This is a genomic window from Pedobacter frigoris (assembly GCF_005116445.1).
GTDB lineage: Bacteria > Bacteroidota > Bacteroidia > Sphingobacteriales > Sphingobacteriaceae > Pedobacter > Pedobacter frigoris.
The window spans coordinates 41,931-61,665 of the sequence record NZ_SWBQ01000002.1; the positions used below are offsets into that span (position 1 = coordinate 41,931).

Genomic DNA, 19,735 nt, shown 5'->3' on the forward strand with positions numbered 1-19,735 from the left:
CTGATCAAACCGGCATCCAAAGTTAAAACAAAATCCCATCCTAAATGGCCAGTGCTCAACTAAAGCTTGTCTAGCCGGGCACTAGATCGCACCCTTTCCAACCAATCATTACACCTCCTGAGCAACATACACTGATCCGTAGTATTCACACAAGCATGCACCCTATACCTGAGGTTCCTATCCGCATCCAGCAAGACTTCAAACAGCTTCCTATCCTCATCCCTACTCGTTGGAAATACCTCATCTATCAAAGGATCTATCATCCTGCACAGCGCAAAAAGGTGTTTCAAACTCAGCTGATTGGGTCGATATGAAATATTGTCCTCAATATACACCAGGCAGATCTGTACCATTGCCTGGCTCAGCATAGACGACATCACGATGCCATTTTCCTCTTCCGTCACATCAGCCGCTGCTTCTACCAAGGCTACTGCCCTATTGTACCTGTTGTACCAAAGCTGTGTTTTGTGCAACAACACCTGTTTATCGTCCAATTCCGGAATAGCAAACCCGACTGATTCCGCCCCATAAATCAATTCCCCCTTGCGCAGCAGTTCATGGAAAAAGAGCTGATTATCCCGCAAAGCATCCTGTGCATCTTTTGCACTGTGCATCAGCAAGGTCACCCCTTTGATGATGCCCTGCACATTAAATACCTCCGATGTACAAGGAGCATCGCAGATCACCAGCAGATAGTAATGCACCTCTACCGGCTCTTTCTCAGCAGAGGAGAACATACCCAATCTCACATCCGCTTTCGCATACCTCGCCAGTTTATAGATCTGCACTACCGGAACTAGGTCGCAGATTTTAGCGATGATCAGATCCAGCGGTTGTTCCTCTTTAAAATCCGATACCATTTGCTCATACATTCTCCACACCAGGTTTTTCACCAAATCCGCTTTGGCGGATAGCCTTTGCAATTGCTCCTGGCTGATTTCATAATCCAGCTCATAACGGACCGAGCGATAGGCCCCATCCAAAAGTGTAAGCAAAGCCATCTCGGCCTCATCCTCCTCATTAAAAACAACACCCAATTCTCTGAGGTAGCCCTTCATGAGGCTCTGATGATGACGGATGGAATGTACGGCTTTATCCTTGCCGATCACCAGCAACTCTACTGTCCGGTAACTGAGCTCTACAACCTGATGAAGCATAAAAGCTGCTAAATCATACTTGGCCTGATCAAAATAGAACTGAAAACCCTCACCAAAACCTATTATTTTCTTCCATTCCTTTTCAAAATTGCGCTTCGCTTTTTTCAGTACCGCTTTGGCGGTCATATCGGCAGACAGCAACTCAACAATCCCTTCCGACTGGTACAGTAAATTCTCTTCCTTGCAAATCGTATAAAAAATCATGCTGCCATAGTGCAATGCGCGTTTGATCTCCTGTACGGTGAATACAGAGAAGCTGTATTCAGGATAATCGGCCATGATCATACCGATCAATAACTTAGCCTCCGCGGTGTGGATTTTACTAACCCTGGGAAGCACGAAGGTCAGTTCCTTGACCTGGCTTTCTTGAGCATTGTAATGATGACTGATATAGATGCGCTCTACAGGCATCAGTTGGGTTATTCTCTTGATGAAATCATGCTTGTTCAGCACGCCGGAGATTTGAAGGTTGTTTTGATTTGCCATAAGCTCATTTTTAATGGTTAAAAAATGAGTCCCGGAGGGATTTAGAAGGAGGCTATGCTTCTTAAATTCTGTCTAATCAAGACAGTACCAGAAAAAACGAAGATGCAAATAGCGGGGGCTCTAAATACCGGACTATCAGGCTTCTCACGGCCTTGGGAACGGGTTTACAATAGAGCCCACAACACTATTTGCACCTGCGAAAGTACAACAAATATTGTCATGGGCATTAACCTACTGTCTCTTCCCTATAGTTGTGAGAATTTGATAGTCGAGACTCTTGAATTAATACCTCATTTAAGAAGTAGTGATATTTCGTTGTATTTCTTTATTTCATTGGCTATTGATCTAGATAATCGTTACAATTTTGTTTTTCATATTGATACGGCAAACTTATGTAAGATAACTGAAACAACCAAATATTTCTCTTTAATTAATATTCTGTATTATTATCTAAAATATCGGTTGACTTTCCAGTATTTTGAGAGTGTGTTGATTTTCCTTTGCCAACTATGGCAGGATATCACTGCAATCCGGGGATTATAACATATCTAGTTTTTGCAAGAGTTAGTACTTTTCGAAGTTTGAAATTAACAGTAATTCGCAATCAGGTTAGTTTGATTTATATTCGTGCAGGCCAAATTAACCACCATGAAAAAAATCTATTTTGCTTTCGCGCTAATCGCATCGCTATCTAGCTGTTCTGCACCAATAGTTAAACCTCGTTACATTAAGGATGTATACATTTTTGATTATTCAAAATATGCTGACAAAGGTTTTTTCTTTTCGGAATCCAACTCAGTAAATTTCAACTATATTCCAATCGGATCAATTAATGCATATAACGAGTCCGGATATGAGGTTGTTTCTTCTGTTAAAGAACGTGAGCGCAATGATGATGTATTGATGGCAGAACACAGTTTCCACACTTCAACGACGCGTTATGGTGATAAATTGATTTTGGCAGATAGATCAGACCTTATTGATGAGGTCTATAAACAGGCTCTCAAAAAAGGTGCGAATGGCATAATCAATTTAAAGTTTGTATTTACCACAAAAAACGTGACAATTAGCGGCATGGCCATAAAAAAATAATTTATTAGTTAGCTTGGATAAGTATATCGTATAATGCCGTCAAATTAAAACGCATTCGAAAATACCCACAACCTTAAATGAAGTCAATTCATCTGCGGTCAGCTCAATAACTTTATAATTGGCGGAATGCGAAAGCGGTTTAAGACTAATAGCCTTATGGCTCCATTCATCATCGCTAGAGTTCTTGAAACTGTGGTATTCCTTTACAGTGTACCCCGAACCAAAGTCTGCATCATGAACGTCAGTACTTTGCACCAAAACAATTTTCCCTTCCCTACTTCCCCCTGGATCTTCTCTGAATAAGCAATAAGAACCGTTTGGTATTTTCTTATTCATAGATTCCCCTACCACTTTACACACAAAATAGCCCCGCTTTACTGCAACGTTCATTGGTAGCTCGATCCACTGCAAATCGGAGTGCTTCTGAATCTCACCAAATTCGCCTGCTGCTACAGTAATGTCAATCAGAGGTACAGAATTAATATAAGGTTTTATTTCATCTGATTTTAGAACCCTAAAAGGTAGTTTTGGTTCGTAGGAAACAATATGAGTTTTTAAATAATCCCGCAGATCTTCATTGCAAGCATAAATAAAAGTACCGCGAATACCACGATACATAATTGTCTTATATATATTTATGATGTAAGATTTTAAATCATCCGATCTTGTGCCTGCTTTACCAAACCTATCAAAATAAAGTTTCGGATTTATCTCTATCCTATTTTCGACTTTATTGAATGTGATTTCACGTCCAAAAATAACCCCGGTGTAATTAAGATCGTATCCCTGAGTTGTGTGGATACACCCAATTTCTTTGAAAGCGTTAGGGGAATTGATCCAATCCTCTTGAGTCTGATTCCATTGAAATTCTAAATCTTCAATCCTAATATCGATTGCTTTTTCATTACCTTTCTCCGTTGACAACCATGGCCAAGAGTAACCGGCAACCAACCTGCTAAGTCCATGCTTTTCTTCTTTCTTACCCAGTTCAGCATATAGATCATTAAGAGAATCAAACACGAAAAGTTCATAATCTGATGACTCGAACTTATCAGATTTACTGCGCTGTACGTGCAACAACTGGTCTATAAACTCAATATAATTTCTGCCTCCTTTAACTCTCATCTGGGACTTAAGTTCCAAACGAAGCGTATTACTATCTTCAATTAATAATTTGAAGTTCTCTGCCCTCACGTCTGAAGGCTTAACCGACTGCCCAGCATCATAAAAAAAGATCTGATTTTTACTATTGGCTATTACCCAGTCGAGTTCCGTACCAGTATCATCTAAACCTAATTTTTGATTGTTTTTCCTGAATGCACCCATCCAGCTGATATTCTTAAACTGGCGTAGCCGGTGTGCCTCATCTACGATCAAAAGATCATATTTTTCCTTTTTAAACGTCCCGGAAGGGTTAATTATCATCGATGATTTCAACCCCGGTACTTTACTAAAAACATCTTCCAAAGTTTCCCGCAGTGAGGTCATAGCAATTACCAATCCTATTTTGGCATTGGGATATTTGCTTTGGAAAGCTTGTATGTAACGTATTTCCTTTAGTTCGTCTTCATTGTAATCGTCGTAGTCATCATTCTGAATCTTGGAACACAACAATTTGATTAAATACGTTGCAAGGACCGTTTTGCCAGTGCCCGCACCTCCTTGAACAAAAATGCGTTGTGATTGCTTGGTTGTAAGCCCATCTAGAATTTCGATGACCGAATTGTATTGATCTTCGTTAAGGGCTTTATAAGGTGAGAACTTAAATAATTCAGAGTTCTCAATTTCATGTAGCGATTTAGAAACAACCTTTTTTGCCATCAACTTTGTCCAAATCTCCTTGAATAAGTTTCTGTAAAGGTCTTGTTGATAATAGTTATGGTTAATCAGTCCAAAATTGCCGTTCTGAAGCTCGTATGTTCCTTCTGCAGTGATGTATTGGATCAGGTTAGATTCTATATCAAGAGTGGCAGACTTGTTGAACTTGTCACTACCTATAATGGATATCTTATTGAATACAGTATTCTTATTAGGATTCGCCAAATGGTTTCTTACCCTGCTACCAGCATTCGTAGACTCTCCCACATATGCAATCCTCTTTTGGTCATTTTGTAGAAAGTAAAGTAACGGCCATTGATTCTTTACCCAGGTATTTTGTTCAATTTTATCTAGTGAGAGCCTATTAAAATCATATTGCTCGGAAACTTCAACTGAGAGGTCAAATGATAAACTCATAAATCAGTATACTTCGTTGCAGTACCCTTGGCTTTATCTACTGGATATTTCTCTGCGTTTTTCTTAATTTTTGCTAGTACTATTTCATTAATATCCAGATCATACTTTTCTGCAAGTAGTATAGCATAGGCAAATACATCGGCTAATTCTTCCTTAATCTTTTCCTTATTGGCATCTTCAGCTTTTTTCCAAAGAAAAAGTTCATTCAGCTCTGCTACCTCAATAGAAAGCGCAAGCGCAAGATCTTTAGGATTGTGAAATTGCTCCCAATCGCGTTCGTTGCGAAAGTTAATCAAAGCTTTTTTTAAATCTTTCCAGTCATTCATATTTTTCAAAACTTGAGTAAAATAAGAAAAAAAGGAACTAAATAGAAGCTCCAAATTCTTATTTCAGCTCCAGTATAAATTTTCCCTCGGAAGTATTGAACTTTTCGACTACATATTTTTCAAAATCATCTGGCAATTTCCCATAACCAGTTGTCAAGATTACTTGAAAGTCTCTAGGTTCGTCATTTGGATTATCTTTTGAGAGTGCTATAGCTGTTTCCAGTAACTCTAAATTTAGCTTTAAATTATCTATGTCAATCCCTGATCCCTCTGGAGTATCAATAAGTAAAAATCTAGGGTGCTTAACTGAATCAAACTTTAAAGATAGGCTTAGAATAGTTAAATAATACATTAATCTCCGAGGCACATCGAAACTTTTAGCTTTATAGGCGCTATCATTTATTACCGGCATATAGTCTTCGTCAATATATGCGCTCTCACTTTTATACGACGATTCACTAAGTAACTGGCCATATATTCGATTGAATTCTATTATTGTATTAACATTGTTTTCTTCGAATTTCGCTTTAGCAGTTATAAAATTCCTGTAAGCATTGGAATGAGCTATCTTCTTACTGTTATAAGAATCCTCAAGTGCTCTAGCTTCCTTACTGATGTCCAGTACGCCATTTAATCCGTGAACTTGATCTCGCAGCTCAATGATCTTACGATTTAGACTTTCAATCATTGTAGTATTACCCGCAAATTCTGCAGTACGAACTATAGCTTCCAACTTCTCCTTGACCGCAATAGATTTAGCTGTTTCTAATTCAAGCAGCTTTTTTAGCTCTGAGATTTCTTCTTCATAGGATTCCTCAGCAAATTTCACAGCATTAATACTTTTCTGTTTATGCTGCAAAATGTCTTTGTACTCGCTGGCATTATAAACAAATTTTTCATAATCGTCATCGCTATATTTGCTTCCGCAAATACAATATCCTTCAGGACGATTGCCTTTATCTGTCATGCAGAATGGACAAATTTCCATGGAGAATAAATCCAGTTTTTCATGTGTAAATATTATTTTCTGAATTTGTCCTATTTCTGAAACCTGGTTTTCGTATAGTTTAGCAACCTTATTTAGTTCTTCCTCATAGTTTTTGATGTTGATCGTAACTCTAGAAATTTTGAGTTCCAATTCGACAATTTCGTTCTGCAGACCAGCAAGTTCACCCAATCTATCATCAACTGTAGTATTTGATTTCAAATAGATTTCCCTTGATTGTTCTAATTTGGTTATCTGAGTTTGCAAGTCTGTTATCTCTAGTTGGAGGACGTTTTTATCTTTGATCTCTGCTCCATATCTTTCATTAAAACTCTCCAATAATCCCTTTGCAACATCACGTGCCCTAATGGCGGCTTTTAAAACATCAGCAGCTTTAAAATATTCAGCAGAGGAAATACCCAGCAAAATCTCAAAGATCGCTTTTCTAATTATCCCCGAATCAGAAATAAAATTATCAGCTTTGGGCGCTTTATAGATTTTTTTAGCCTCAGTGTCTTGATCATAATTCAACAATCTAAATAGATCAATAAAATTAAAAATCCAAGTCATTGTTCCCAAATTCAACTCAAACTGAGGAATATTCAGCTTTTCCAAGAGCCAGTCAGAAAAAATAACCGGGGCAGTATCTTTGTCTCTTGTCAAAGGCAAAACTTTGATTTCGTTATTCTCAGTGTAAAATATCTGATTAAAACCAATAAATCTTTTAAGAGTATATTCGTCGTCATTGATTAGAATAGTGAGCTCAACATAATTGTTGGTGTCTTCTAGTATCTCTATATACTTATCCCCCTTACCATCATTAACAAAAGGTCTTATGGTTCCTCCGAGTGCGAACTCAATAAAATAAGAAAATGTACTTTTGCCCGATCCGTTATCTCCGACTACTACATTTATTCCATTAGAAAGGATCGGTGATTCGTACCGATACAAATCACCATTATATTTGACCTGCTTGACGACTAAATTTCCCATGTTAAAATGTTATTTTCTTTAAATATCTTATCTGTTAGATCCTTCATATTTCCAGCTTTCAATGACCATACTTGAGTTTTCAATTGGTTAATATTTTCAATCTCCTTCTTAAATACCTCTTTATCAAAAAAGTCCTTCGGAATATTTTGTTTGTTTATCCAAACGTCAATACTTCTATAAGTTGTGTTTAAATCTAACCCAATATATCCTTTGTTCTTGAGGATGACCAACAAATGATGGAGCAATTTTTTCTTAATTTGAGCGCGCGAATAAATAATACCGAGGTCTCTTTGATCGTACCTTTTTACGTCTCCCCCTTCGTTAATAAAATCTACCAGATAGGCAATCTTTCTAAAATCCCGAAATTTCTTGCTTGAATTGGAACACCCTAGTGTATCCAACAGAATAAGAAGATTATATGCTAAATAATTATAGTCCTCCTTCTGAATAAACATCAGCCGCTTTTTTGCACTTGCTTTATTCTTCATAGATTCCAGCTTTATCAAAGGATAAAAAACAATCATTAATTAGGTCAAGCACAACTCGTCTCAACAAATCATCATCTAATTTTGGGTATTTATAGAGCACGGATTTTGTAGCTATAATTGAGGATGCTTTTTGAGTATATCTTGTGATCAAGTCATTTATTTCCTCAACTGTAACATTCTCAGCCTGCCTATGTTCTACAAAATTCATCAAATCTTCCTGGCAAGCCTCAAAAACTCTAAATTTAACAGCACTCATTTCTCGTTGAGAATATCGTTCCAACTCAACTTTTCCTGTAGAAAGATCCCTAGCATACTTAGCTAGCCTGTAGATAGGAATTTCCGGACAAACTCCTATAATTTTTTCATTTAAATCTCTGGCATCTGAAATATTAACTTTTTCAAATTCTTCTTCAGCAGTTTTATCAAAGTCTGACGGCACTCCAATATCTACCAATTCTCTTCCTAATAAGGTATGAAAAGCAGAAATTGGACAACATTTAATATCGTTATTTAACGCTTCCTCACCCTTAACGCTTTTTAACAAACCTAAAACGTATAATTTGTCGTCTGCCATAATGAAGGCTCCGCTTCCTGACAGTCCTTTTGCATCAGCACTTCCTTCTTTAAAATACTCGCCGGGATTTAAAGTGATCTTAAACTCGTTGTTTGATGATTTTTCTAAGACTCTCGAACCAAAAGTGCGTCCTGTTTCTGGATCAACGTTCTGGTAGCCTCGAAAGCTGACACTTTCATTTGTGTTAAAAACACCTGCAAGGTGATATTCGGGAAAAATTGAATCTTCATCAGTGTAACCTATCCTAATGACTGCCCAGTCTTCTCCCTTATGACATTCTACAACTTCAATAACACTACAGGGGTGGAATTCTGAATTGAAAGTTTCTTGCCGCTCAATGGCTATAGAAGTTATTGGTAAGTCAATGAATTCGTCGTTCTCACCATAGACACAGTGATATGCCGTAACGACATAGAATAATGATCCGCTTTTCAGCATAAATCCACTACCCTGATTTACCGGTAATCCTTCATTGAAAATGGTAACTCTCACGCTTATTTGATTTAATACATCACTCATCTGCAACAGAATATAAATTTACATTTGATATCAATTCCCATTTTCCCTCAATGAAATCATCATTGCAAACCAATTGACCACTTTTTTTCTCTACAGAATCAAGTGGGTAATTTAAATAGATAAAGCGTTTGGTGGGATAGTCATTTTTCACACGTTCAGGGTGATGAATGATTCTGGCAATAACTTCCCTGTCAGGAAAATGATGTTTTCCTGATCCGCCGTTGGTGGAGATAATGAATCTGTCACAGTCAATTAAATCTAAAAGATCATTACTGGTATTGTTAATACTGCCATGATGAGAAATTTTGACATAGTCAACTTTGAGCTTATTATTAGCGGAATAGCCAAGTCTTTGAAGTTCTGCGATAACAATCTCAGGTCTAGAATCTGCTAGAAGTAGCAATTTAAGATCGAATGTATTGAGAATCATTGCAATTGATGAGCTATTAAAGATATCTGAAAGTACTGTTTTATCAGGCTTGAACCTTTCCAAAGCAAGTATATTCAACTTGCCACGTACAATCTGAGACTGAACTATCTTTGACATGGGCACATCATTTACAGGTAAAAAAAATTGAACTTTCAATTCTTCCCAATCCTTATATAGCCTGTCTAAAATTGCTTGAGTTGGCGACAAAATTACGGCAGAGATCCCATCTGCTAGTACTTTTGTATTTTCGGCAGTGATTCCTTCAGTGATCTTTGCGGGATTAACTTTTTTCTCGATTAATAGTTCCTCAAAATTCTTTGCCTGGCCATAACTGATGTTTTCTCCGGAAATAATGAATTTTATGTTCTTAGAATTGAACCAGTAGTGTAACACCTGACTAGCATCAAAATGGTTGCTCTTAATAAACTTTATTAATCCTTTAATATGATCAGAATCAATGTGGGTTAAAATCATCAGATTAATTTTAAGCACTGCTTTTAGCTCACGTTTCAAGACAGTGTCGAAAGTTTTAGATGTACCTCCATCAATTAGTATATTAAAAGCTTGCCCATGAGCATCATAGGTATTGATTAGAATTGAATCTCCGTGAAATGCTTTCAGCACTTTAAAGTGCGTCTTCGGGTGAATTATATTATGCTGTGGCAAGTGAGTTATAATAGAATAAGATATTTAATTTCAAGTTTTTGATAAAGATCATAAGACCTATTTCGTTGTTTGTTAGTTTTCGCATTATAAATATGTATCAGCTAAGCATATAACTGCTATCGTCTGGAACATAATTTCATTCTTTAATTACTTTGTCACATCATCAATTGGCTTCTTCTCCATTTTTATACACAGCCTCCGTGTCCTGAACCATCCCCTTCGGATTTCCGCCATACTCATTATCCCCGATCTCCCCATCTGCAAACAGCATCCAAATCCCATAAAACGGAATGATCTGCCACCAGCCGCTATTGCCCCTGTCATGACAACGCTTCGCTCCCTGAGCCAGCATGAACCAGGCTAAAGGAATCCAAAGCAACAACATGAAAATATTAGTAAAAGGACCACGAGGATCGCCGAATGCCATTAGCAGACCTACTACTCCAAAAAGCAACAGCATATAAACTACGTTACTCAGCCCATATTCGAGCCTGCGAATTCGCCCCTCAAAAGAGAAAGGGTTTTTAAACATACAGAGGTTATTTAGATGGTTATTAGTTTGTTTATTTACTAGGGGCGATTACAAACAAAACGAACAACTTACCTCAAACAAGAAGATTTATTTTAACTATTTTGAAAATATTTTTATTTACTCCGCAATTACGGCATGGTCAGTGTCCTAAACAGAGAGAACTGACAACTGCGGATTCTGGATCATGTCCGCAATGACGACCGACTTAACAAACTGCTGAATTGATCTATTACATCAAACACTTGCTATAACAAATAATTAAACATACGTTTAATAAAAAATGACCTAAAATTTTAATCTCAATTGTGAAAAATCTTCTACCTATTTTGTTCTTATTTTGTGTCATCACAAGTAAGGCGCAAGTGGTTCCTAATCAGGCTATTGTAGCAATAAAAAACGAGATGATTGATGCTAAGCGTGGTTTTGCGAAAACGCTCATAGATACTATTCTCGTGAGGAACAATTTTACTTTGGAGCCAGTTAAGGTATTTTATTCATCAGATGAAATTATTTTGAGTACTACAAGTACTAAGTCTTCTCGTAGAGAGATTTCATCTGGCTCAAGATTGCGGTGGTATTGTTTTACCAATTTACAAGAGATGGTAGGAATGACTTTCGATATTAACGAGAAACCCTCTGCAAAAACAATTCAACCCTATCAATTTAACCAAGAAACGCCTAAAAAAGGTCACACTTTTATTAATGAACCGTTTCTTACCAAAGATTTATCTCTAACTGATTATGTGAAAGAAAAAGACACGGTAATTAATGGTCAAAAATGCATTATGATAAAACGAACTAAAGTGATACAGAATGTATATAAAGGTATCAAGATGGAAAAGATCGTACAATTCCGTTTAGCCATTAACCCGAAGCTCACATCTTATGCTTTCCCTTTTGTAAGTGAAAAAATCACACAACACTTTGGTGGTGGGGCTATCGTGTATATAGATGGTATAACAGACAGTGGTGTCAGAGGGACTATACGTTATTCTTATTCTGAGTTCTCTCCCGCTGACACGAAATTGTTCAACCATTATCAGCAACTGTATGAGTCGAATATAACGCTACTCGATAAATTTAAGAAAAAGCAATAACCCCTACCCTTTCCTCATCAAACTCTCTTTCTTCAGTTTAGAATAGTATTGTTCCGTCATGTCCAGGTAGCCAGCCAACTCCTTGAAGGTAAAAGCCTCTTCTATCTCTCTCCCAAAAAACGCAAGCATAGCATCCCTTCTTTCCAATTTATCCATCCGCAACAGCTGTGAGCGGTCTTGGGCAAAGCTCTTATTTTCTGCCACCACATTTATAGCCAGTATCGCCGCTTCGGGTGCCCTCGTGGCCAGCGCCTCAAAATCTTTCGTGCTAAATGGGATGAACACCGATTCCCTCTTCACCGCATAGTGCAGGTCAGAAGCCGCACCATTGAAAAAACCATGTTCATCCAACATGATGGTTCCCTTAGGATAGATGCCAATGATCACATTCGATTTTGTTCCGTTCTCATCCGCCACAATCTCATAACAGTAGCCAAAACCCTCATCTATCCAATAGGCGACTTTAGAAACGCCTTCTTCCTTCTGACATTCAAAATCGGTTTTCTGTTTACTTTCCCCCAGCATGGGGAATATGGTGATCAGGAATTGTTCACTGAGTTTGGCCCTTTGGGACAGATAAATGATGAGCCTGCCTACCGGCCTGCTTTCATCCAGGTGTTGGTGGTCCATAAGATGACGTTAACCTATAGTTTACATTTGGTTAACTAAATATATTTATATTTTTCTGATATCCAGCAATCCATCTATCAATTGACACTGCATTCCATATTTGAATACCCATAGAAAGGCCATACAAAGGCCATAGAAATGCCTTATTTGGTGGGGGCTTGGAGCGGTCTTGGGGCGGTGTTGATGGGGGGTTGGCCGGTCTGAGACCGGAGCAACCCCGCTCCAAGGCCCCACCAACACCCCTGCAGGTATGGGATTTCACTGGGTTTAGACTGGTTGTAAATTGGCCTTTCTAATAGTAGGGGAATTGCCGGGACATGTCCGGGAAGATCTATCATCCCAAAACGTATGCTAATTTACAACAAATCGTTAATCATCTTTTTCACTTTATCATTTCCAGGAAAGCCTGTAAATTTATTGATGAGCACACCTTCTTTGTTATATAACAAATAGGAAGGAATACCATTAAACCCAAAATTGTCCATCATATGGTCCCACTGAGTATTTTTCAGATAATAATGCTCACTTCCTATTCCTTTAATTTTTTCTTCCCATAGTTTTTTAGGTGAAGACCCATTTGTTAAATACACAAACACAACATCCTTATCGTGAAACTCATTCTTTGTACTTCTGAATTCCTTCATTGCCTCTAAACAAGGAGCGCACCATGTTGCCCAAAGGTCAATAAGAACAACCTTGTCTTTATATTTGGACACGATTGTTGCCATAACTTTATCGTCCGATACTGATGGGATATCATTTACAACAACAGGTGTTTTAAACTTGTCTAGTTCAACAACCTTTTGGTTTTTCCTAAATAAAATCTTTGCAATCTCTCCGTCTTTAAAATAACTCCTGATGTTTTCTTTTTGCTTTTCGCTAAACGATCTTAATTCTTCACTTAGTTGCCTGCCATAAGCATTGGCAACTAAAATATCATAATATTGACCATCATCAAATCCGACTAAATCGGATAAGATAGCTTTCGCATTTTTTAACCAGGAGGGGATATCGCTTTCTCCCACCTCAGGAAGCCCTATTATTTCATTCCGAAGAACTTCTTTTTGAAATCCCTGGAACGTGAAACAGTTCAGATATTGTATATCGTTGAGCCTAAGATCTTTCAAAAAACGATAATAGGGTCTATCAATCTTTTGGATTTCAGGTTTTTTGCTCGTATCACGAGTTATATTGCGATAATTAAGCATCATCAATTGTTCGTAACTAAAGGCATTTATTTTATACATCCATAAACGCAGATCATTAGTCAGTACTTCTTTTAATTCTTCTGACAATAAAGTATCATTTTGTACAATCGCTAATCTTTTCGATATACTAGTTTTAACATTGTTTAGAAAATAATCTGGGCTCTTATCATACAAAGATTGAGACGGGCTATTTGATTTATATTGATTCATTTTATCTGCCACTTCAAAACCCCTAGTTACATCATTCTGATTAATAGCTGGCGTGATGTCAATATTTTCAATAGCATTATCCGAATTATAAGCAATATCAAGGTTAGTGACACTACCACTTTTTAATGTAACAAAAAGGAGTTTCCTTACATTTAAATCAGTGTATAATCCAACCAGAGAAACATCTGTTTCCACCTCAACATCTATACTGAACTTTCCTGATTGATCAACAAGCACGTTGTATTGAGCATTTTCTCCAGAAATTGGTTGTAGCACTATTACAGTTACAACTGTGCTATCTTTATTTGTGGTATTTGTCTTTATTATTCTTCCCGTTATTTTAGCTGTACCTGCAACGATAGCAGGTTTGCTTAGTCCCCCATCATCAGATGGTTTACCTGACAACAAGAACAAAAAGCAGCATATGCAAAGAAAATTTAATCCTTTCAATTTTGTCATAGGTATTTGATTTTATAATAGCAATTTACACTTTCAACTTTAGGGAATAACTTTTTCAAGTATTTTCTCAATTTCATTGCCATATAGATTTTTAGCAATAATAATTCCTTCAGGATTTATAAGATAATTTTGCGGGACTGACTGAACCTGATATAACCCTCGTGATACACTGTTTTCCCAACCCTTCAAATCAGTTACATGATGCCATGTAAGTCCATCTGCTTTTATTGCTGCTACCCACTGATTTTTATCCGTATCAAGTGATACACTTAAAATTTCAAAACCTTTACCATTAAATTTATTGAAAGCCCTAACCAGATTTGGATTTTCTTTTCTACATGGTATGCACCAAGAAGCCCAAAAGTCGAGTAGAACGTATTTCCCCTTTAAATTTGAAAGTTTAAAAAGATTACCCCCGGGATCATTTTGGCTGAATTCCAATGCAGGTTTACCAATCATAAACTTAGATATCCTCATTTTAAGACTCACGTACCAGGAATTATCCCGAAACCGATTTGGTATCATTTTCTCCAATCTGATAACCTCCGATTCAGGAATTCTATCCATATGGGAAAATAGCAGATAGCTACCGAATGGCTGTTTGATATTAGCCTCTATATTTTTCAGAAGTTGGAGGCTATCATTTTTGATCTTTGCACTTTCCCTGGCAAAAACCAGTTGAAAACCATCATCAAATACTTTGTACTTCTTTAGCAGCGTATCTTGAAATTCAATTTTTGTGTCTTTCGGAAGTAACCTGATTATTTGATTATAGAGCTTACCAGCATGACTAATAGTGAAACCATATAACTCAAATCCTGACCTGTCAGATTGAAAAAAGAACTTCCCATCCTTAATTGCTGTAACTTGTTCAGGCAAACCTTTAGCATATGGAGGTAATATGATATTCATTTTTATCATATGACCATCCATTTTTCTGTCAATAGTACCACTGATCTGAAATTTCTTTTGTGCAAATAGTACAGTGGGTATTAATACTAGTAAAAAGCAGATTAATTTATTTTTCATATTTCACAATTATCAAGATAGGCCATCAAATTTTTAAGTCCTATAGCACCAACAGCACGAAATACAACTTTTCCATTATGATCAATCAAGATGCTTGTTGGGAACTCTTGCACCTTATAATTATCAGAAATTTTACCTTGATTTATTTCTCTGTCATCCAATAATTGCGTCCATGTCATCTCATATTGTGATATCAAATTTTTCACTTTCCCCAGGTCGCTTCTCTTATCGAATGCTATACTAACAATCTTTATTTTTTTACCATATTTCCCAAAAGCCAGTTTTAGCTCGGGAATTGCCTCAATACACGGCCGGCACCATGAACCCCAAAAATCTATTAGAATATAGGTGCCTAATTGCTTTTTTAATGAAAAATCTCTGGAAGTGATAACATCTTGGCCGGTTATCTCTGGAGCCAAACTGTTTAATTCAGCACCTGCAAATTCCTGTTTGCCAATTAGTGACAATACCAGGCGCTTATCGTCAACTTTTAAGATTTTGTAGCGACCGTAACTGATGTCAATCGTATCGGCAGGCTTATAACTATAGGAAGTTATTGATTTGGTTTTTGCGTCTTTAGTCTCTATAGTTAATCTAAAGCTGTCTTTCCTTTTGTCATTATAGTCGGCTATTGTGATATCATATGCCTTCTGGTTTAGTATATATCGCCCAACAAGATTCTTCGAAATCTTGAATATACTTACGTCCAGTTCTCTAATATCTTTTTCAATTTTATAAGACTCCTCATCATAAAGATAATTATACGGATCTATTGATAAATCAACTTTAAGTTTTCTAATGGCTTTGCCATCATAATAATCAACCCATGCTGCAATATTTTGCGTTTTCTTTTCTTGAGATTTTAAGTTGAATACATATTCTTTATCATCTCCGAAATCATGGTTGTTATTGGCATCAACCATAACATGTTTTATTCCCAATTCATCTATAGCCGTGGCAATGTAAATTCTGTTTCCTGGAAGACTTTGCTTAAAAACATAACTAGTATCCAAAATATTTTTGTGCACAAAGTCCTTGTAAAATTTCTCTGTCCACGTTCCATCAAGAACTTTTTCATAGAGGTTCTGCATTGCATCATAAGGCAAACTGCGTAAACTAAAATAAGGCTGGTTTTTGTAAGGAAAGTTCTTACACAATGTCACATTTTCCTCTTTTTTTATAGACAATACCTCTGAATATATGCCATTCTGATGAAGAGAAATTTCTAATTCTTGTCCACTCGCAGTATGTACAAAGAGGACAAGAATAAATATGAGCATATAATGGCGATTCATCTTGCAATAAAAGATCATGGTTAAGCAGCGTCAAAAGTCAAACTGTATCAATGACATACAATTCATCAGGAGAGATTAACCAAATATTATCAATTTCTAACTAACAACCAAACGTTGTAAGCAATATTTGAAAGAAAATTTAGAATGTTTAAGTCCTATCTTTTTCATCATCTCTTAGCTCAAAAAACAATAGTCATCAATACCTCGATCAATTAATTCTACTTACATTTGAATATGGCGCTAACTCTGATATACCCACTCTTCCTTGGAAAGCTTAAGTCCTATCAGAATCTATCTCTCATAATTTCATTTATACTTTTACTGGCATCGCTTATTTTAAATTGGTTTGACAACGAGGTTTCAAACGTAGAAGTATATTTATTCTCTCTCTGCGTCGCATTTATCACCATACTAATTTTGCTTAGCCTCCCTTTTTTGTTCTTCAAAAAATTAGATATAGCGACAATAAAAAACGGCTTGATTTCTATAAACAAGGATGGCATGTCAACCGAATACAACCTGCAAGAAGTAAGCTTTATCCTCAACATTGATAGTAAATTACTAGAACCCAAAGAGCATTCTGTTTCTGAAATGCATAAAAGATTATCAGATTGGGGCAATTATATAATCATACCATCTGGAGAATCTTCTGATGATAGATACATACAGTTTATCCCTAACGAGGATTTTCTAAGAATACTTTCCGAACTGAAGGTTCAACCTTCCAGAAGCCGATCCATCTTAATGAGCTGCTAAATAACTTCATTTGGATGGTATGGGGTGCTTCATGATTACCAAGACCCCAAGAATATTAGTTGAATTCTTGATTACTTGCCTCTTTTTCCTTTGTTTCATTGGCAATTGGATCCCAGTCGTCATGGTACTCAATTCCCTTAGGGTTTGGCCCATATTCATTGCTCCCCGGATCGCCTTCTCCAAATAGCATGATCCAGCCATAAAACGGTATAATTTGCCATAGGCCTGTAGCACCTCTGTCGTGGCAACGCTTTGCACCCTGTGCGAGCAGAAACTGAATACTCGGAACGTAAATCAGAACGACAACAACCATAACTGCGTTTGAAGACTGTGCTGCAGACAAGCTTCCGGCAACGAGCATCGCCGTAAAGCCGATGATCACACTTAGCCCATATTCGAGTCTTCTGATTCTACCCTTAAAGGAGAAAGGATTTTTAAACATACAATCGTTTTTAATTATTTATCAGTTTCACTTTCCCATTCATGCTCAATGTTTGTCATCAGCAGTGCATTATCAAAAGTAACCGAATATTTTGGAAAAAACTCCTCGTTTTCAAAAAAGCTGGAACTCACTTTCGTTACTTCAAGCGGCCTTACCTCCCATTTATATGCTTTCAGTCTAAGCCCTTCAAATTTCGTTTTATTTGGCGAATATCCAAGATCGCCGGCTTCAAAAAAGGCCGATGCACTATCTAACGTTCCAAAGATTGACTGATCATTGAAGGAAGTGGTTTCAGTAGCATCTATTGAGATACTGGTATCATCCGAACTCTTAAAATCGATATGATAATGCCCATCTTTTTCTGCCACATTAAATTTCGCCTGGTAGTGTTTTCCTGGGAATAGCCGACCACCAACAAGAGCATTAAAGCCCAAAGAAGTGTCCCTGCGCGGGATATAAACTCCCGATTTTGTCTCGCCGTTTTCATCCCATTCCACAGCTATCCTGTGTGCACCATTTTCTGAGTTCACTCCTATGAAGTTGGGAAACCCTTTGGGCTTTACGTGTTTCAGTCTGATCAGGCAAATCCCAACGATTGCTTTCTCCTTATAGAGTTTCGGCCTAAAGGGAAATGGAATTATCTTCGCCACCACCTCTGGATCTGCCCTGAAGTTGATCAGTATTCTCCTATCTATGTATCCGTGTATGGTGGGGATTTTCATTGTCGAGTTATTTGTTTGTTATAATTTACCTAATCTTCTCGTAATGACGGTTATGAATTTCGTCTAATAGAATCTTAGGATCGCCCCAGCTAAATCTTTCAATTGAAGTGTTAAAATAGACCTTACCCGCATAATCGTCATGATAACTCAACTCTATATCAGTACCCCCGAGATCATATGAGATATGATACGTACCCGAACCATAGTACCCACTTTTAAAACGACCATCCTTATAAAGGAATAATGTATCCCAAGAGTAAGGAATCTCCATTAAAAAAGGCTCTCCATAAAAATTCTTAACCAGATAAGTACCAGTGATTTGTTTTGATATAAAGAAATTGTTGTAGCAATAGTTGATACAAAACAATAAGATCAGCAACCTTATCACATGTTTAGTTTTGAAGTTCATGAGTAATTATATTTTGAGGATAGTAACCAAGACTAAACTTACCCTTCTGAGTTTTCTTTAATATGCTCCAGTACCCTCATATGGATTTTGTGTATTATATATTTGCTCCACAGACTCCAATAAAGTTCCGGTTTGATATTATGAAAATACCATGTTGTACCTTCCAATAATGTATTCCCATTGGCAAGTTTGGTTAACTTAAACTGACCACGCTTGGATACAAAATAGTCATGCAGGTGAGGCGCATCGATATCATAAAAACTAAGCTCCTTCATAGGTGCAGGCTGTTCCTGCACATTAAATTTAAGAAGTCTCGGCTCATCCCAAACAGTAATGGGCTCTACGAAACTACCAGTCGTAAAGTTACAATGCCTGACCGCCCCAACACCCCTACCTTCAATTACAGCGTTAATGGGGTAAGCAATACCTGTTTTAAATATAAATTCTGTTGGTGCTTTCAATTCAGGGAATTCAACCACATTTTTCCAGACTTCTTCCGGACTGGCTTTTATAACAATAGAAGTGGTTACTGGTCGCACAACGGGCGGGATTGTTGTTTCTACAAAAGCAGTCAATGGCGTAACTAAGAATAAAAACAAAATCACAGCCTGACCATGTACTATTTTTTTTCTCGATATCCCATATCCAATATAACTGCCGGTCCATAAAAACAACAATAAAATCGGAGAAGCCATGCCGATGCAGATCAATCCTTCAATCGCAAATACAAGCAGTAGTAACAGAGAAACCAGTAAAGTTAAAAAGGCGGCTTTATGTTTATACGCTACTTCTCTTCCAAAAGTATAAAGCCAGGTAGCACTAATGCCCATCAGCAGAGGTATCAAAACGAACAAATACATGCCATAAGATCCAATACCGTAAATCCCAAGTAAAGTGAGCAAGCCGCAAATTATAGTGGATCCAAGAACTGACAAATATAATCTGGTTTTAGGGTTTTGCGGAAAGTAAGAGAGCAGGTTCATGCGGATTTGAAT

Annotated in this window: 19 protein-coding genes; 3 read left to right on the plus strand and 16 right to left on the minus strand. The window is 37.2% G+C overall.

The features are described 5' to 3' along the window. Positions 1-59: 59 nt before the first annotated feature. Positions 60-1,643 carry a HEPN domain-containing protein gene (locus FA047_RS06595; protein ID WP_136835209.1) on the minus strand — a complete coding sequence of 528 codons (1,584 nt, stop codon included), beginning with the start codon at positions 1,641-1,643 and terminating at the stop codon, positions 60-62. Positions 1,644-2,291: 648 nt separating this feature from the next. On the opposite strand from FA047_RS06595, the gene FA047_RS06600 reads away from it, so the two are divergent. Then, positions 2,292-2,735 carry a hypothetical protein gene (locus tag FA047_RS06600; RefSeq protein WP_136835210.1) on the plus strand — a complete coding sequence of 148 codons (444 nt, stop codon included), beginning with the start codon at positions 2,292-2,294 and terminating at the stop codon, positions 2,733-2,735. A 39-nt stretch (positions 2,736-2,774) separates the two neighbouring features. On the opposite strand, the gene FA047_RS06605 is transcribed toward FA047_RS06600, so the two are convergent. The 7 genes from FA047_RS06605 to FA047_RS06635 all read right to left on the minus strand — a co-directional run bounded on the left by FA047_RS06605 (position 2,775) and on the right by FA047_RS06635 (position 10,483). After that, positions 2,775-4,970, minus strand: a complete 2,196-nt coding sequence (locus FA047_RS06605; RefSeq protein WP_136835211.1) for a DNA/RNA helicase domain-containing protein — start codon at positions 4,968-4,970, stop codon at positions 2,775-2,777. Then, complete coding sequence (locus FA047_RS06610) at positions 4,967-5,296, minus strand: nucleotide pyrophosphohydrolase (protein WP_136835212.1); 330 nt, start codon at positions 5,294-5,296, stop codon at positions 4,967-4,969. Before FA047_RS06610 ends, FA047_RS06605 begins: the two co-directional genes overlap by 4 nt. Before the next feature lie 58 nt (positions 5,297-5,354). Then, positions 5,355-7,274: an AAA family ATPase gene (locus tag FA047_RS06615; protein WP_136835213.1), complete on the minus strand. Its 1,920-nt coding sequence runs from the start codon at positions 7,272-7,274 to the stop codon at positions 5,355-5,357. Next, complete coding sequence (locus tag FA047_RS06620; RefSeq protein WP_136835214.1) at positions 7,262-7,762, minus strand: hypothetical protein; 501 nt, start codon at positions 7,760-7,762, stop codon at positions 7,262-7,264. Before FA047_RS06620 ends, FA047_RS06615 begins: the two co-directional genes overlap by 13 nt. Then, complete coding sequence (locus tag FA047_RS06625; RefSeq protein WP_136835215.1) at positions 7,752-8,855, minus strand: serine protease family protein; 1,104 nt, start codon at positions 8,853-8,855, stop codon at positions 7,752-7,754. The genes FA047_RS06620 and FA047_RS06625 overlap by 11 nt, the downstream gene beginning before the upstream one ends. Continuing rightward, entirely contained in the window at positions 8,848-9,909 is a 1,062-nt protein-coding gene (locus tag FA047_RS06630; RefSeq protein WP_169304341.1) for a ComEC/Rec2 family competence protein, read from the minus strand. Before FA047_RS06630 ends, FA047_RS06625 begins: the two co-directional genes overlap by 8 nt. A 205-nt stretch (positions 9,910-10,114) precedes the next feature. After that, entirely contained in the window at positions 10,115-10,483 is a 369-nt protein-coding gene (locus FA047_RS06635; protein ID WP_136835217.1) for a DUF805 domain-containing protein, read from the minus strand. A 305-nt stretch (positions 10,484-10,788) separates the two neighbouring features. Between FA047_RS06635 and FA047_RS06640 the strand changes: the two genes are divergently transcribed. Next, positions 10,789-11,580 carry a hypothetical protein gene (locus FA047_RS06640; protein WP_136835218.1) on the plus strand — a complete coding sequence of 264 codons (792 nt, stop codon included), beginning with the start codon at positions 10,789-10,791 and terminating at the stop codon, positions 11,578-11,580. Between the two features lie 3 nt (positions 11,581-11,583). Here the strand turns inward: FA047_RS06640 and FA047_RS06645 are convergent, their stop codons facing one another. The 4 genes from FA047_RS06645 to FA047_RS06660 form a co-directional block, all read right to left on the minus strand. Then, entirely contained in the window at positions 11,584-12,210 is a 627-nt protein-coding gene (locus FA047_RS06645; RefSeq protein WP_136835219.1) for a cyclic nucleotide-binding domain-containing protein, read from the minus strand. A gap of 356 nt (positions 12,211-12,566) precedes the next feature. Continuing rightward, positions 12,567-14,087, minus strand: a complete 1,521-nt coding sequence (locus FA047_RS06650; RefSeq protein WP_136835220.1) for a TlpA family protein disulfide reductase — start codon at positions 14,085-14,087, stop codon at positions 12,567-12,569. Positions 14,088-14,126: 39 nt separating this feature from the next. Next, positions 14,127-15,116, minus strand: coding sequence for a TlpA family protein disulfide reductase (locus tag FA047_RS06655; protein ID WP_136835221.1), 990 nt, complete (start codon positions 15,114-15,116; stop codon positions 14,127-14,129). Beyond that, positions 15,113-16,396, minus strand: a complete 1,284-nt coding sequence (locus tag FA047_RS06660; protein WP_169304342.1) for a TlpA family protein disulfide reductase — start codon at positions 16,394-16,396, stop codon at positions 15,113-15,115. The genes FA047_RS06655 and FA047_RS06660 overlap by 4 nt, the downstream gene beginning before the upstream one ends. Before the next feature lie 516 nt (positions 16,397-16,912). Between FA047_RS06660 and FA047_RS06665 the strand changes: the two genes are divergently transcribed. Further along, complete coding sequence (locus FA047_RS06665) at positions 16,913-17,167, plus strand: hypothetical protein (RefSeq protein WP_136835223.1); 255 nt, start codon at positions 16,913-16,915, stop codon at positions 17,165-17,167. Between the two features lie 55 nt (positions 17,168-17,222). Here FA047_RS06665 and FA047_RS06670 read toward each other — a convergent pair whose 3' ends face one another. The 4 genes from FA047_RS06670 to FA047_RS06685 are packed head-to-tail and all read right to left on the minus strand — an operon-like array spanning position 17,223 to position 19,723. Further along, positions 17,223-17,609: a DUF805 domain-containing protein gene (locus FA047_RS06670; protein WP_136835224.1), complete on the minus strand. Its 387-nt coding sequence runs from the start codon at positions 17,607-17,609 to the stop codon at positions 17,223-17,225. 14 nt (positions 17,610-17,623) lie between these two features. After that, positions 17,624-18,331 (minus strand): DUF2071 domain-containing protein, encoded by a 708-nt coding sequence (locus FA047_RS06675; RefSeq protein WP_136835225.1) that lies wholly within the window; start codon positions 18,329-18,331, stop codon positions 17,624-17,626. 25 nt (positions 18,332-18,356) lie between these two features. Next, positions 18,357-18,740, minus strand: coding sequence for a hypothetical protein (locus FA047_RS06680; RefSeq protein WP_136835226.1), 384 nt, complete (start codon positions 18,738-18,740; stop codon positions 18,357-18,359). 38 nt (positions 18,741-18,778) lie between these two features. Continuing rightward, positions 18,779-19,723 carry an SRPBCC family protein gene (locus FA047_RS06685; protein ID WP_136835227.1) on the minus strand — a complete coding sequence of 315 codons (945 nt, stop codon included), beginning with the start codon at positions 19,721-19,723 and terminating at the stop codon, positions 18,779-18,781. Between the last annotated feature and the right edge of the window lie 12 nt (positions 19,724-19,735).